Genomic DNA, 13,725 nt, shown 5'->3' on the forward strand with positions numbered 1-13,725 from the left:
GTTCGGGACCGCCCAGCTCGGCATCCCCGTCAGCACCACGCACGTGATCAGTGGCGCGATCGTCGGCGTCGGCGCGATCCAGCGGATCTCCGCCGTGCGCTGGGGGATCGCCGCCCGCGTCGTCTGGGCGTGGGTGCTCACGATCCCGATGTCGGCGCTCGTGGGCGCCGGGAGCTATTGGCTGATCTCGCTCGTTCGATAGGCTGCGGGGTCAGACCCCTGCGGGGGTCTGACCCCATCCTCGCATCCTCGTCAGTTGCTGGCGACCGCGCCGTGCTCGGCGCTCATGTGCCCGTTCACCATGGCCGCGTAGACCGCGTCGGGGATCGCCGCGAACTTCACTTCGAAGTTCTTCAGCTGGCGGCCGCGCTTCACGGTGTACACGCCCTGCGCCCCGGCGTGGGTCTCGGCCCGGAGCGCCTGGATCCGCTCCCAGTTCCCTTCCTTGTAGGCGACGCCGTTGAAGCCGAGGAGGATGTCCCCGGCCTTCACGCCGGCTGCTTCCGCGGGGCTCGCGGGGGCGACCTTCGTGACGACGAGGCCCTTGTCCGACTTGTCGGCTTCGATTCCGGACCAGCCCTGGGCCTTGAGGGCCGCGAAGTGGCGCTGGCACTCCTCCTTGGAGGCGGTGCAGGGCTTCCCGTCTCCGGCGAAGGAGGCGGCGAAGGCGACGGCGACGAGGACGGCGGCGGCGGTGCGGAACGTGCGGTGCATGGTGTTCTCCTTTTGGGTTCGGTTCACGCCCGCAAGGTACGGATCCGCGCTGTAAGAGTCGTCGGCGTCGCGGTAAAACGTGGTCAAAGGCGTAAAGGGTTCGTAAACGCCCGATTTGCTAACCTTGCGCCTCCACGCGGAGTGCGACGTGAGTCAACCTTACGATCCGAGTTCGTTCGAGCCTCGCTGGCAGCGGCGCTGGGATGCCGAGCGACCGTTCCGGACGCCGAATCCCGGCGAGGCCGGCTTCGATCCCACGAGACCGAAGTACTACGTCCTCGACATGTTCCCGTATCCGTCGGGATCCGGCCTGCACGTCGGACACCCGATCGGCTACATCGGCACCGATATCGTCGCGCGGCGCAAGCGCATGGAGGGATTCAACGTCCTCCACCCGATGGGCTGGGACGCGTTCGGGCTCCCCGCCGAGCAATACGCCATTCAGACGGGCAAGCACCCTCAGCAGACCACGCGCGAGAACATCGCCAACTTCCGCCGCCAGCTGAAGCTCATCGGCCTCTCCTACGACTGGGATCGCGAGTTCTCCACCGCCGATCCCGGGTATTACCGCTGGACGCAGTGGATCTTCGCGCGCCTGTACGACCGCGGGCTCGCGTATCCCGCCGAGATGAGCGTCTGGTGGTGCGAGGAGCTCAAGACCGTCCTCGCGAACGAAGAGGTCATCAACGGACGCTCCGAGCGGGGGAACTACCCTTGCGTGCGCCGCCCGCTTCGTCAGTGGATGCTCCGCATCACGGCGTACGCGGAGCGGCTCCTGTCCGACCTCGAGGAGCTCGACTGGCCCGAGTCCATCAAGGCGATGCAGCGCGAGTGGATCGGGCGCTCCGAGGGGGCGGAGATCGATTTCGGCATCGAGGGCCGCGAAGGCTCGCGATTCACGGTGTTCACGACGCGCCCCGACACGTTGTTCGGAGCGACGTTCTGCGTGCTCGCCCCGGAGCACCCGCTCGTCGGCGCGATCACGACGCCGGACCGGCGGCGCGCCGTCGAGGGGTACATCGCGGCCGCCGCCTCGAAGTCCGACCTGGAGCGCACCGACCTGGCCAAGGAGAAGTCCGGCGTCTTCACCGGGGCGTACGCCCGGAACCCGCTGCTGCCCGCGGACGATCCGAGGGCGCGCGTGCCGATCTGGATCGCCGACTACGTGCTGATCAGCTACGGCACGGGCGCGATCATGGCCGTCCCCGGGCACGACACCCGCGACCACGAGTTCGCGAACAAGTTCGACCTGCCGATCGTCGAGGTCGTGCGCCCCCCCGCCGGGGTGGACGGGCTCGCCCAGGGGGTCTGTTTCACGGGCGACGGGATCGCCGTGAACTCGCCTCCGATCGAGGGCCTGCCGACCCCCGACGCGAAACGGCGGACGATCGAGCTCCTGACGGCGGCCGGCGCGGGGCGGGGCGTCGTGCGCTACAAGCTGCGCGACTGGTTGTTCAGCCGCCAGCGCTACTGGGGGGAGCCCTTCCCGCTCCTTCACCTCGAGGACGGCACCATCGTGCGCGTTCCCGACGACGCGCTCCCGGTCCTGCTCCCCGAGATGGAGGACTTCACGCCCTCTTCGGACGGCTCCGCGCCGCTCGCCCGCGCGAAGGAGTGGCTGCACACGACCGACCCCGCGTCGGGCAAGCCCGCGCGCCGGGACACGGACACGATGCCGGGATGGGCGGGATCGTGCTGGTACTGGCTGCGTTTCATGGACCCCCACAACGCCGACGCGGCGTTCTCGCGCGAGGCGGAAGGTTACTGGGGGCCGGTCGATCTCTACGTCGGCGGCGCCACGCACGCGGTGCTGCACCTGCTGTATGCCCGCTTCTGGCACAAGGTGCTGTACGACGTCGGCCTCGTGCACACGAAAGAGCCGTTCCGGAAGCTGTTCAATCAGGGGCTGCTCGGCGCCCCGGCCTACCAGGACGCGGGGGAGCGCTGGGTGCACGTCCGCGACGTCGAGGAGCGCGACGGCGCGTTCGTCCGCCGCGCCGACGGCGCCCCACTCCTGCAGGTTCATACCGCCATGTCGAAGTCGAAGGGAAACGTCGTGAACCCCGACGACGTGATCGCGGAATACGGCGCCGACGCCTTCCGGCTCTACGAGATGTTCATGTCGCCGCTGGGGGACGCGCGCAGCTGGGACTCGAAGGGGATCACGGGATGCCGGAGGTTCCTCGAGCGGGCGTGGAGGCTGCTCGTCGATCCGGAGGGGGACGCTCCGGTGCGCCCCGAGTTCCGCGCGGACGCCGCGCCGAAGCCCCTCGAGGGGGAAACGTTGGCCGTGGAGCGGGCGCTGCACCGCTGCCTCAAGCGCGTCGACGACAGTTTCGGCCCCTTCTCGTTCAACACGGCGATCGCGGGGTTCATGACCTTCATGAACGACGTCGCCGAGCACCCCGGGGCCATGACGCGCTCGCAGGCGGAGCGGTTCGTGCTCGCCCTCGCGCCCTTCGCGCCGCATTTCGCCGAGGAGCTGTGGGAGCGGCTCGGCCACGCCGGCGGGATCGTACGCGCGCCGTGGCCGGCCTGGGATCCGGCCTATCTCGAGGAGGACACCTTCGAGCTCGTGGTCCAGGTCCTCGGCAAGGTGCGCGGCCGCGTGCTCGCGCCGCGCAACGCGCCGCAGGCGGAGCTGGAGAAGCTCGCCGCCGAGGCGGTTCCCGCGTGGCTCGAAGGAAAGACGCTGGTCAAGACGATCGTGGTGCCGGGGAGGCTCGTGAACTTCGTGGTGCGCTGACGCCGCGCGTCAGGCCGGCAGGGTGACCTCGAACGCGCAGCCGCCCCCCTCGTCGAGGAGGCGCACCTCGCCTCCGTGCAGCTCGGTCACCCAGCGGACGACGCTCAGTCCCAACCCCCCCGTCCCCGCGCCGCCGCTCTCCGCCGCGCGGTAGAACCGCTCGAAAAGGCGCCCCCGATCCTCCGCGGGCACCCCGGGCCCGCGGTCCGCGATCACGACGCGGGCGACGCTCCCTTCGCGGGCGACGCGGATCGAGACCGGTTCCCCCGCGGGCCCGTGCTTCAGGGCGTTGTCGACGAGGTTGAAGACGACCAGGCGCAGGAGGTTCGCGTCACCCGAGACGATGACCTCCGGCTCGGACTCGAGGTCGAACGTCACCCCCCGCTCCGAGGCCACGACCTCGAAGCCGCCCACGGCGGATTCGACGAGCGCGGAAAGATCGACCGGAAGCCTCGCGACCGGGTAGGGCCGTCCGGGGACCTCGCGTGCGAGCGCGAGCAGCCCCTCGACGACGGCGTGCAGGCGCACGATCTCCTGCAGGTTCTCGCGGAGCAGGCGCCGGTACTCCTCGGGGTCGCGCTCGCGGCGCAGCGCGACCTCGATCCCCGCGCGGAGCACGGAGAGGGGATTGCGAATCTCGTGCGACGCGTCGCCCGTGAAGCGGCGCATGGACTCGAGCACGGCCTCGAGCCGCGCGAGCTGGTCGTTGAACGCGGATGCCAGGACCGCCACCTCCTCGACCGTCCCGCGGGGGGCCCGCAGCCGCGCGTCGAGCCGGGCGGGATCGAGCGCGCGGATGTCGTCGACGAGGTCGTCGAGCGGTCCCAGCGCCCGCCCGGCGAGCGCGCGTCCGCCGACCGCCGCGAGCGGGATGACGACGAGCCCGGCGAGCGCGAGCCCGGCCGCGAGCGCGAGCTCGCGCGCGCGCAGGGGCGCGAGCGAGCCGATGGCCTCGACGGCGAGTGGTCCCCCGGGATCGGTCACGGCGTGCCGCACGAGGAGGTACGGGCCGCCCCGGTTGAATTCCACGACGATCACGCGTCCCGCCGCCTCGCGCGCGGTGAAGGGGGGCACCGGCGGGATGCCCGGCGTGGCCGCGATCACCACGCCGTCGCGCAGAACCCGCAGCCACATCGGGACCGGCAGCTCCTCGAGCTTCCCGAGCTCGGGCGCGTCGAGCCGACCGCTCTCCGCCACGAAGCGCGCGAGCTCCTCGGCCTCGGTCTTCAGCGTCAGCGTCGCGAACTGGCGCGCGGTGGAGAAGGCGTACAGCCAGCCCATCGTCGCCGCGGCGCCGTACAGGACGAGCAGCGCCCCGGCGAACCACCACGCCAGTCGCGCGCGCAGGGTCCGGCGGCGACTCAACCCCGCGCTTCCTTCGATCGGAGGGCGTAGCCGATCCCCGGCTCCGCGAAGATCAGCTTCGGCGCCCCCGCGGCGTCGAGCTTCCGGCGCAAGCGTGTGACGATCACGTCGATCGTGTTCGAGCGTGCCTCGTAGGCCCGGTCCCAGACGTGCTCCGCGATCCGCCCGCGGGAGAGGACGACGTCCGGGTGGAGCATGAAGTACTCGAGCAACGAGAACTCCTTCGGGGACAGGTCCAGCGTCGTATCCGACCAGCTGGCGTGCCGGGCCTCCCGATCGACCCGCAGCGGCCCCGCCTCGAGGACGCGGCGCGGCGGCGCCGCTCGCCGGCGCAGCAGGGCGCGCGCGCGCGCCAGGAGCTCCTCGAAGGCGAAGGGCTTGGTGAGGTAGTCGTCGGCTCCCGAGCCGAGACCTTCGACCTTGTCCTCGAGGAGATCGCGCGCGGTGAGGATCAACACCGGCGTCTCGACGCCCTCGCCCCGCCAGTCGCGAAGGAGGTCGAGCCCCGATCCGTCGGGCAGCATGAGGTCCAGGAGGACCAGATCGTATTCGGTGACGATCGCGAGCTCGCGCGCCTGAGCGAGGGTCGCGGCGTGATCGACCGCGAACCCCTCCTCCCGCAGGCCTCGCCCCGCCCGTTCGGCGAGGCGGCGCTCGTCCTCGACGAACAACACGCGCACCGCGTCACTATAGCCCTCCCCGCGCGTTCATGGCGCGTTCACGGCCGTCCCCTAGCTTGCAGGGAGCGTCCCGAAGGACGCCGGGAGGATCCATGCGAATCGGTTCCGTGCTGCTCGCGTTGACCGCCGTGGTTCCCGTGGCCGCCGCCGCGCCTCACGCCCTCACGCTCAGCCCGGAGCGCTCGAAGGTCACCTTCGTCCTCGAGGCGACCGGGCACGACGTCGAAGGGACGCTCGCGCTCAAGTCCGGCGCCGTTCGATTCGATCCCGCGACGGGGGAGGCCTCGGGGGAGCTCGTGGTCGATCTCGTGACGGCGCAGACCGGAAACAAGAGCCGCGACAAGACGATGCACCGGGAGGTGCTCGAGGACGGCTCCTGGCCGCTCGCGACGTTCCGGGCGACCCGGTTCCGGGGAACCGTGCCCGCCGAGGGGGACGGGGAGGTCGTGCTCGACGGGGTCCTGAGCCTCCACGGCGCCGACCACAAGATGACCCTCACCGGGAAGGTCCACGTCGCGAAGGGAGCGCTTGCCGTGGACGCCGACTTCCCGATCCCGTTCGTCGAGTGGGGGATGCACGACCCGAGCTGGTTCGTGTTGAAAGTCGCGAAGGTCGTGAAGGTCCACGTGCACGCCGAGGGCGATCTGCGGGTGGCCGAGTGAATCGAGGGCTCAGGCTCCTCGACGGCCCGGACCGAAGGCGCGTGCGCCGCGCCTTCGGCACCCTCCTGCGTCCGTCGCCGTCCCTCGAGCCGCACCTCGCGGCGGTCGTGGCCGAGGCGACGGGGAACCCCGGGAGCCTCGCACGCGCCCAGCTCATCTACGGCGTCGCGACGGGCTCGGGGCTTCCGCCCGGCGACGCGTTGCGGCTCGCCACGGCGATCGAGTATTTCCATGCCGCGTCGCTGATCTTCGACGACATGCCCGCAATGGACGACGCGACGACGCGTCGCGGGAGGACCTGCCCCCACGTCGCGCACGGCGAGGCGGCCGCAACGCTCGGAGCGCTCGCGCTCATCACCCGGGCGTACGCGTTGCTGTGGGAGGCCCTCGAGCGGATTCCGGCGTCCCGCCGCCGGAGGGTCGGCGCGCTCGTCGCGGAATGCCTGGGCGCGGAGGGGATCCTCGACGGGCAGGCGCGCGACGTCCACTTCGACCGGCGCGCTCGCGCCGACGAGGTCTTGCGCGTGGCCTCCGGGAAAACGGTCCCGCTCATCCGGCTCGCCGTGGTCCTCCCCGCGATCGCGTCGGGAGCGCCCGCGTCCACCGTCCGGCGGCTCGAGACCCTCTCCCGCGCGTGGGGGCTTTCCTACCAGATCCTCGACGACTTCAAGGACCTCCTGCTCACCGACGCGGAAGCGGGGAAGACGACGTCGCGCGATCGTCGCCTGGGCCGGCCGAATCTCCCGCAACGCGCGGGGACGCGTCGAGCCGTCGCGCGCCTCGACGCCCTGCTCGCGCAGGCGCGGGTGGCGCTGGACGCGGCTCGGCTCCCCGGGCGGGCGCTGCAGCCGCTCGCGCGCCTTCACGACACGCTCGAAGGGATGCGCGAGGAGGTCCTGGCGCGGATCGGCCGGATCGCCGCTTGACCCCTCTCGGTGTCGCGCAGCGGCACGCGGCGCTGTGGCTTGTCGTCGCTTGCGGGTTCGGGCTCGCGATGGCGACGCTGCTCGTCGCGCCGGCCCTCGGCGCGGCGCTCGGTCCCGCGACCTTCGGGAGGCTCGCGTCCGTCCACCTCGACACCGCGCTTTACGGATGGTGCGCCCTCCCGCTCGTCGCGCTGCTGCTCCGGGCGTACGACCCGGGGACGAAGGCGTGGTCGCGGGCGGCGGAGTGGATCGTTCAACTCTGGTCGGGCGCGCTCCTCATCGGAACGGTCGCGTGGCTTTCGGGGATTTCGAGCGGGAAGGTGTTCCTGGAGTGGAGCGGGCTCGCCCGCGGCGCGTTCCTCGCGGCGCTCGTGGCGCTCGCGGGGCTCCTCGCCGCGGGGGCCTTCGCCCTGAGCGGCCGTCCCGGGCACGGTGGGCGGGTTCTGCTGTGGATCGGGTTGGCGGCGGTCCCGGGAGCGCTGGCCCTCGCGACGAGCCCGGCGTCCTATCCGCCGGTGAATCCGGCGACCGGCGGGCCGACCGGCGCGGATCTTCTCGGCAGCTCCCTCGCCGTCGTTGCGATCGTGCTCGTGTTCCCGTTCCTGCTCGGGCTCGCCGAACCCCGACGGGCCAAAGAAGCGATCGGCCCCGCCGTCGCACTCGCCCTGCACCTCCTGGCGTTCCTTGCAATGGGCCGCGGCGACCACGGCCATCGCGAGGTCGTTCAGGCCCTCGCCGTCGCCTCCGTCGTGGTCTGGCTCCCCGTGCTCGCCTGGTGGCTGCGTCGATTCGCCTGGCCCGAAGGGGCGCGACGCTGGAAGCTCGCGCTCGGAGTCTGGGCGATCGCACTCGTCGCGTCGGGGACCGGGAGCTTCGTCCCCGGAGTGCTCGAGCGGGTGAAGTTCACGAACGTCCTCGTCGGCCACGCGCACCTGGCGATGGCGGGGGTGGCGAGCGCGCTCGGCGGGCTCGTCTGGACGACCGCCGCCGGGGGTGGCGGCGGTCCGTTCGGCGCGAAAGGACCGTTCATCGGCTGGCAGGTCGGTTGCGCCGCGCACGTCGTCGCCGCGACCGCGGCCGGCGTACGGGAGGTGCTCGTCCCGGGAGTGCTGTTCCGATCGGACCCTTGGATCGACGGGTTCTACGCCGCGCGGCTCGCGGCGGGGGCCGCGATGGCTTGGGCGGCGTGGGCCTGGCTGCGTGGGTCCCTCGAGGATGGGGCATGAGCTGGAATGCGGGCCGGTTGCTGCTGACGGGCTCGGGGATCTGCGACCTCGCGACGGGGGCGGCGCTCGTCACCGCGCCGGCATGGGTTTTCGCCGTGCTCCGACTCCCTGCGCTACCCGAGGAGTCCTGGATCCTCATGCGCTGGTTGGGGGTGTTCGTCGGCTGCGTGGGGTTCGCGGGGGTGTGGCCGAACTTCGCGCCGGCCCGGCACGCCGCCGCCGCGGAGATCACGACCGTCGCGCGTCTGGCCGTCGCGGGTTTCCTCGCCGTCGCCGTGTGTGGGAACGCCCTTCCCTCGGCCTGGCTTCTCGTGGGGACGTTCGACGCGATCGTCGCCCTGGCGCAGCTGGCGTTCCGGGCGCGCGGCGATTACGCCTAGGGACGCCGTGCGGAGCACGCTCGCCCGCAACTCGAGAGGGATCGCCGCGGTCGCGGCGACGTACGCCCTCTTCCTCCTGCACACGCAGTTCGGCTTCCTCGAGCAGGCGCGCCGCGTCCTCGATTCGCCGGAGAAGGTGCGGGTGGTCATGGCGTGCATGGGAATCGCGGGGCTCGCCGCGAGCGGCGTCTCGGCGCGCTTCGCGCACGGGCGCGACGCGGTGCGCCTGGCGCGCGGGCTGCTCGCGGCTTCGGCGGCGATCGCCGTCGTGAGCGTGGCCGCGTCGGGATTCGTCGGGCTGTGTTCGGCCGCCGGGGCGATCGGGGCGTCGATGGGGGGCGCGACGGTCGCCCTCGCGCTGGCGCTCCCCGCGCTCCTCCCGGCCGGACGCGCGGGTCTTTCGATCGGCCTCGGAACCGGGATCGCCTACTTCGCGAGCAACCTCCCGTGGCTGTTCGAGGGCTCGACGTGGACGCGCGCGGCGATTCCCGCCGCCTTCGCGCTCGCCGTCGCCGCGGCGCTGCGGCCGGCAGCCGGTCCTGCGACGGTGCCCGCCCGCGGGCGAGGGGTCCCGCTCGTTCTCCTGGTCGCGGCGCTCGGGGGGCTCGTCGCCCTCGACGCGTGCGCCTTTGCGGTGATTCAGACCACCCCCGGGTGGAAGGAGGTCACGTGGGGCGGCCCGGCGCGGACGTTGCTGCAGGGGAGCGCGCACCTCCTCGCCGCGATCGCGGCGGGGGTGGCCCTGGACACGGGAGCGTTGGCGGGGCTGCTCGTCGGCACATGGGGGCTGTTCGCCCTCGCGTTCGGGTGGCTGCTCTCCGGTTCGCCGCTCGCGGCGTTCGCGGGGCCGTTGTATGCGGCGGGCATCTCGACCTACTCCGCCGCACTGGTGTTCGCCCCCGCGTTCGCCCCGCGGAAGGAGCCGGCGGCGCTGCGTGCGGCATTGCTGTTCGGCCTCGCGGGGTGGGCGGGCTCGGCCGCAGGGGTCGGCGCGGCCCAGGACGTCGGCACCATCCCGGTCGCGCTCATCGCGATCGCCGGAGGGTTCGCGCTCGTCGCGGCGCTCGCGGCGGCGGGAATCAGGGCGGCCGCGTTCGCGCGCACGTTCGGGGCGACCGCGGCGATCGGCGCGCTCGGGGGATTCGTCGCGTGGACGACGCACCTTCCGCCGCACCACGAGGCGGGCGCCCCTCCGTCGGCGTCGCGAGGGCGGGAGGTCTACGTCGCCGAAGGGTGCGTGCATTGTCACTCCCAGTACGTGAGACCCGGCACGCGCGACGAGACCGACTGGGGGCCGTACCGCCCCCTCGACCGGACGCAGCGCCCCTTGCTCGTCGGGAACCGCAGGCAGGGGCCCGATCTCGCCAACGTCGGCCTTCGGCGCGCTCCCGCCTGGCAGACCGCGCACCTGGTCGACCCGCGCGGACTGGCCCCGGGCTCGCGCATGCCGTCGTACGCGCATCTCTTCCGCGACGGTCGGGGAGCCGACCTCGTCGCCTACCTGTCGACGCTCGGATACGGCGGCGATGCGGGTCGCGCCGCGGCGATCGCCGACGCGCCGACTCCCGATCTCGGGTCGGCCTCGTCCGCCCGCGGCGCGGCGCTCTTCGCGACGTACTGCGCCGCCTGCCATGGCGCCGCCGGACGCGGCGACGGCCCGCTCGCACCACGGCTCGGCGTGAGGCCTGCGGACCTCGCGAGCCTTCAGGACCGCACCCCGGCCGGCCTCTACCGCTCGATCCGGTTCGGGCGGGCTCCGACGCCGATGCCCGGGCACGAGACCCTGCCCGAGCGCGACCTCGCCGACCTCGTCGCCTTCGTGTCGAACGGAGCGCGCCGGTGACGTTCCGGGAGCGTGCGTTCGGCGCGGCGGCGCGGCTCGCCGTTCGGCGGCCGAAAAGCGTCCTCGCGAGCGCGGTCCTGCTGGCCGTCGCCGCCACGACGTACGCGGCGACGCATCTGGGCCTGAAGACCTCGAATCTCGACCTCGTGGATCCGGACCTCCCCGAGGTCGCGCGATTTCGCGCCTTCGCGGAGGTTTTCGGGACCCCGAACGTGCTCGTGGTCGTCCTCGAAGGAGGCGACGAGCCGGCAAGGCGCGAGGCGGCGGTGCGCGTCGCGGACGCGGCTCGGGGCCGCCCCGGCGTGCGCGCGGCGATGGGACGCCTCCCCTACGACGGGGCCGTGCTCGCGTTGCTGCGGGTCGATCCGTGGTTCGCCTCGGAGCAACGGGACCGTTACTACGTCTTCGTGCAGCCCGACGACCCGCACGCGGCGGCGACGACGATCGAGCCCTTCGTGCGAGGCGTGAAAGCGGCCGTTGAAGGAGCCGGGGTCGACCGCCTCGGCGTTCGCGCGGGGTACACGGGTCTTCCGCAATACGCCCTCGACGATCGCGACGTGATCCAGCGGGACCTCGCGGGGCTGTCGGCGCTCTCGTTCGTTCTCGTGGGCGCGATCTTCGCGTTCGCCTTCGGCGAGTTCCTGCGGCCGATCTGGGCGATGGCGCTCCTCGCCCTGGCGGCGGCGGTCGTCCTCGCCTTGGCGGCCGTCGTTCCCGGGCACCTGACGCTGCTCTCGGCCTTCTTCTTCTCGGCGTTGTTCGGCCTCGGGAGCGACTATGGGATCTACGTGATCGACGCGGTCGAGGAGCGGCTTGCCGACGGGGCGTTGCTGCCGGAGGCGATCCAGGGCGCGGTCGTGTTCCTCGCGCCGGGGCTCGCGACCGAAGCGCTCGCGACGGCGGCGGCGTTCCTCGTGCTCGTTTTCTCCGGGTTCCGCGGGTTCGCCGAGCTGGGCGTCATCGGCGCCGCCGGGATCGCGATCGCGCTCGCGTCGATGGTCTTCTGGCTCCCCGCCGCGCTCACCTTCGTGAAGGGTCGCCGTCGCGAGCGGAAGGTGGGGGAGCGTCGCCTGGGCCGCCTGCTGCTGGCCGTCCAGCACCCGGCCGTCGCGGTCGCGATCGCGCTCTTCGCCCTCGGCGGGTTGTCGCGCGGGCTGCCGCCGTTCGACGGGGACTACCTGAACCTGCAGCCGCGCGACTCCGAGGCGGCGCGCCTCGAGCGCGAGATGGTCGCGCATTCGCGGTTCTCGCCGCAGTTCGCGGCGTTCGCGGTTCCCGACGCCGCGGCGGCGAAGGCGCTGACCGAAAAGCTCCGCCTCGAGGAGACGGTCGCCGAGGTCCGCTCGGCGTCGGATCTCACGCTCCTCGACGCCGCGGCCCTGCCGATCGCCGCCGAGCGCGCCGCTTTTCGCGCGGGTTTCGTCGCTCCGGACGGGCGCCTGGCCGTCTACGCCTACCCCAACGGCGATGTCTGGGACCCCGAGTTCCAGGAGCGGTTCCTCGATGCGATGCGCGCCCTCGACCCCCAGGCGACGGGGATGCCGTTCCTGGGGCACTTCATGATCGACCTGTCCCGCCGCGCGCTGCGGATCACCGGGGCGCTCGCGGGCCTCGTCGTCCTGATCCTCGTGACCCTCGAGTTCGGCCTCACGCGCTGGACCGCGCTCGCGGTCGCGCCGACGTTCCTGGGGGTCGCCGCGATGCTCGGCGTGATGCGGGCGACGGGGCTGGCGTTCAATCCGATCGACGTCATGGCGCTTCCGGTCGTGATCGGGACGGCGGTGGACAGCGGCGTGCACGTCACCCACCGGTTCCTGGCCGAGCGGGGCGATTTCGCCCGCACGCTCGCGGGAAGCGGGCGCACCGTCCTGGTCAGCGCGGCGACGACGCTCGCGGGGTTCGGGACGCTCGCCTTCACCTCCCACCGCGGCCTCGCCTCGTTCGCGCTCGCGATGACGATCGGCGTGGTCGCCGCACTCGCCGTCTCCGTGTTGTCCCTTCCGACCTTCCTGCGGTGGGCGGCGCCGGCGGAGTGGAGCGCCGAGTGACGCACGACCGTTACGCGGAGTTCACGCGCGCGTACTTCCGCGGCTGGAGCGGGGCCTACGACCTGTTCGCGCTCCCCGTCGGATACGCCTACGCGGCCGCCGTGCGGGAGACCGGGGCCGAGCGGGGCCGGCGCATCCTCGATGCGTGCGCCGGGACCGGCGAGATCGCGCGACGGCTTTCCCGCCGCGGCGCGGAGGTCGTCGCGATCGACTTCACGATGGAGATGCTCGCGCGCGCGGCCCGCAAGTGCGGAGAGGCGGTGCGTCCGGTCGTCTGCGACGCCCGCCGCCTCCCGTTCGCGGACCGGTCCTTCGACGCCGCGGTCCTGTCGTTCGCCCTGCACGACATGCCGCGTCGTGTCCGGTCGGAGGTGCTTCGCGAGGTCGCCCGGACGACGAGGGAGGGGATCGTGATCCTCGACTATCGGGTGCGGGCCGACGGAGTCTGGCCTCGCATTCTCGCCACCTTCGAAACGCCTTACTTCGGAGCGTTCGCCCGCGAGGGCGTCGAGGAGGCGATTCGAGCCGCGGGGCTTCCGCCGCCGTTGCGACGGAAGCTCCCGGGCCCGTTCGGCATCTGGCGCGTGGCGCCCTGACGGTCAGTTCTTCGCGACCGCGGCGTGATCCTCGGCCATGTGCTCCTTGACCATCGCGGTGTAGACCTCCTCGGGCATCGTCGCGAGGCGGACCTCGACGTTCTTCGCCTTGCCGTTCCGCTGGATCCCGTAGGTCGCGGTCGAGCCGGACTTCAGCTCCTTGCGGGCCGCCATCACCTTCTCCTTGTTCTCGTCGGAGTAGGTGATGCCGTTGAACGAGAGCAACACGTCGCCCTTCGCGATCCCCGCGGTCTCGGCGGGGCTTCCCGGAACGACCTTCACGACGACGAGGCCGGCGTCGGACTTCTCGGCGAAGATTCCGGACCAGCCCTGCGACTTCATCGCGGCCATCCCCTTCTCGCATTCGGCGGCGCTGGCCGTGCATCCGCCTTCCTTCTTCGCGGAAGCGGCGACGGCATGGGCGGACTTCGCGTTCTTCTCGCACTCGGGTCCGCCCGCGATCACGGGGGCGGCGGCGAGGGACACGATCGCGGCGACGGTCAGGATCCGATCGACTTTCATGAAGCCTCCTTGGCCCC

General features: G+C 72.3%; 13 protein-coding genes. 9 read left to right on the plus strand and 4 right to left on the minus strand.

The annotated features are described in order from the left end of the window. On the plus strand, window positions 1-202 hold a 202-nt coding region (locus tag VF139_03505; protein ID HEX6850447.1), incomplete at its 5' end, for an inorganic phosphate transporter. Between the two features lie 50 nt (window positions 203-252). On the opposite strand, the gene VF139_03510 is transcribed toward VF139_03505, so the two are convergent. Continuing rightward, window positions 253-741 (minus strand): PDZ domain-containing protein, encoded by a 489-nt coding sequence (locus VF139_03510; GenBank protein ID HEX6850448.1) that lies wholly within the window; start codon window positions 739-741, stop codon window positions 253-255. A gap of 121 nt (window positions 742-862) precedes the next feature. On the opposite strand from VF139_03510, the gene leuS reads away from it, so the two are divergent. Beyond that, entirely contained in the window at window positions 863-3,460 is a 2,598-nt protein-coding gene (gene leuS / locus VF139_03515; GenBank protein ID HEX6850449.1) for a leucine--tRNA ligase, read from the plus strand. Between the two features lie 9 nt (window positions 3,461-3,469). On the opposite strand, the gene VF139_03520 is transcribed toward leuS, so the two are convergent. Further along, window positions 3,470-4,825, minus strand: coding sequence for an ATP-binding protein (locus tag VF139_03520; protein HEX6850450.1), 1,356 nt, complete (start codon window positions 4,823-4,825; stop codon window positions 3,470-3,472). Continuing rightward, window positions 4,822-5,505, minus strand: a complete 684-nt coding sequence (locus tag VF139_03525) for a response regulator transcription factor (GenBank protein ID HEX6850451.1) — start codon at window positions 5,503-5,505, stop codon at window positions 4,822-4,824. The genes VF139_03520 and VF139_03525 overlap by 4 nt, the downstream gene beginning before the upstream one ends. Before the next feature lie 92 nt (window positions 5,506-5,597). Between VF139_03525 and VF139_03530 the strand changes: the two genes are divergently transcribed. From VF139_03530 to VF139_03560, 7 genes are read left to right on the plus strand one after another with little or no spacing between them, the layout of a single operon-like run. Continuing rightward, window positions 5,598-6,167 (plus strand): YceI family protein, encoded by a 570-nt coding sequence (locus VF139_03530; protein HEX6850452.1) that lies wholly within the window; start codon window positions 5,598-5,600, stop codon window positions 6,165-6,167. Beyond that, window positions 6,164-7,093, plus strand: coding sequence for a polyprenyl synthetase family protein (locus tag VF139_03535; GenBank protein HEX6850453.1), 930 nt, complete (start codon window positions 6,164-6,166; stop codon window positions 7,091-7,093). The genes VF139_03530 and VF139_03535 overlap by 4 nt, the downstream gene beginning before the upstream one ends. After that, a complete protein-coding gene (locus VF139_03540; GenBank protein ID HEX6850454.1) occupies window positions 7,090-8,319 on the plus strand; it encodes a hypothetical protein in 1,230 nt (409 codons plus the stop codon). Before VF139_03535 ends, VF139_03540 begins: the two co-directional genes overlap by 4 nt. Beyond that, window positions 8,316-8,699, plus strand: a complete 384-nt coding sequence (locus VF139_03545) for a hypothetical protein (protein ID HEX6850455.1) — start codon at window positions 8,316-8,318, stop codon at window positions 8,697-8,699. The genes VF139_03540 and VF139_03545 overlap by 4 nt, the downstream gene beginning before the upstream one ends. Before the next feature lie 7 nt (window positions 8,700-8,706). After that, complete coding sequence (locus tag VF139_03550; GenBank protein ID HEX6850456.1) at window positions 8,707-10,542, plus strand: cbb3-type cytochrome c oxidase subunit II; 1,836 nt, start codon at window positions 8,707-8,709, stop codon at window positions 10,540-10,542. Continuing rightward, window positions 10,539-12,590: an MMPL family transporter gene (locus tag VF139_03555; GenBank protein HEX6850457.1), complete on the plus strand. Its 2,052-nt coding sequence runs from the start codon at window positions 10,539-10,541 to the stop codon at window positions 12,588-12,590. The genes VF139_03550 and VF139_03555 overlap by 4 nt, the downstream gene beginning before the upstream one ends. Then, the gene (locus VF139_03560; protein HEX6850458.1) at window positions 12,587-13,186 is read left to right on the plus strand and encodes a methyltransferase domain-containing protein; all 600 of its coding nucleotides are present in this window, start codon (window positions 12,587-12,589) and stop codon (window positions 13,184-13,186) included. Before VF139_03555 ends, VF139_03560 begins: the two co-directional genes overlap by 4 nt. Window positions 13,187-13,189: 3 nt before the next feature. On the opposite strand, the gene VF139_03565 is transcribed toward VF139_03560, so the two are convergent. Beyond that, window positions 13,190-13,708 carry a PDZ domain-containing protein gene (locus VF139_03565; protein HEX6850459.1) on the minus strand — a complete coding sequence of 173 codons (519 nt, stop codon included), beginning with the start codon at window positions 13,706-13,708 and terminating at the stop codon, window positions 13,190-13,192. Window positions 13,709-13,725 lie beyond the last annotated feature (17 nt).

It is taken from the genome of Candidatus Polarisedimenticolaceae bacterium (assembly GCA_036376135.1).
In the GTDB taxonomy this organism is placed as follows: Bacteria; Acidobacteriota; Polarisedimenticolia; order Polarisedimenticolales; family DASRJG01; genus DASVAW01.

Coding starts and splice junctions, on each gene's coding strand:
- VF139_03530 (HEX6850452.1), top strand. CDS start 5,598: ATGCGAATCGGTTCCGTGCTGCTCGCGTTGACCGCCGTGGTTCCCGTG.
- VF139_03545 (HEX6850455.1), top strand. CDS start 8,316: ATGAGCTGGAATGCGGGCCGGTTGCTGCTGACGGGCTCGGGGATCTGC.
- VF139_03565 (HEX6850459.1), bottom strand. CDS start 13,708: ATGAAAGTCGATCGGATCCTGACCGTCGCCGCGATCGTGTCCCTCGCC.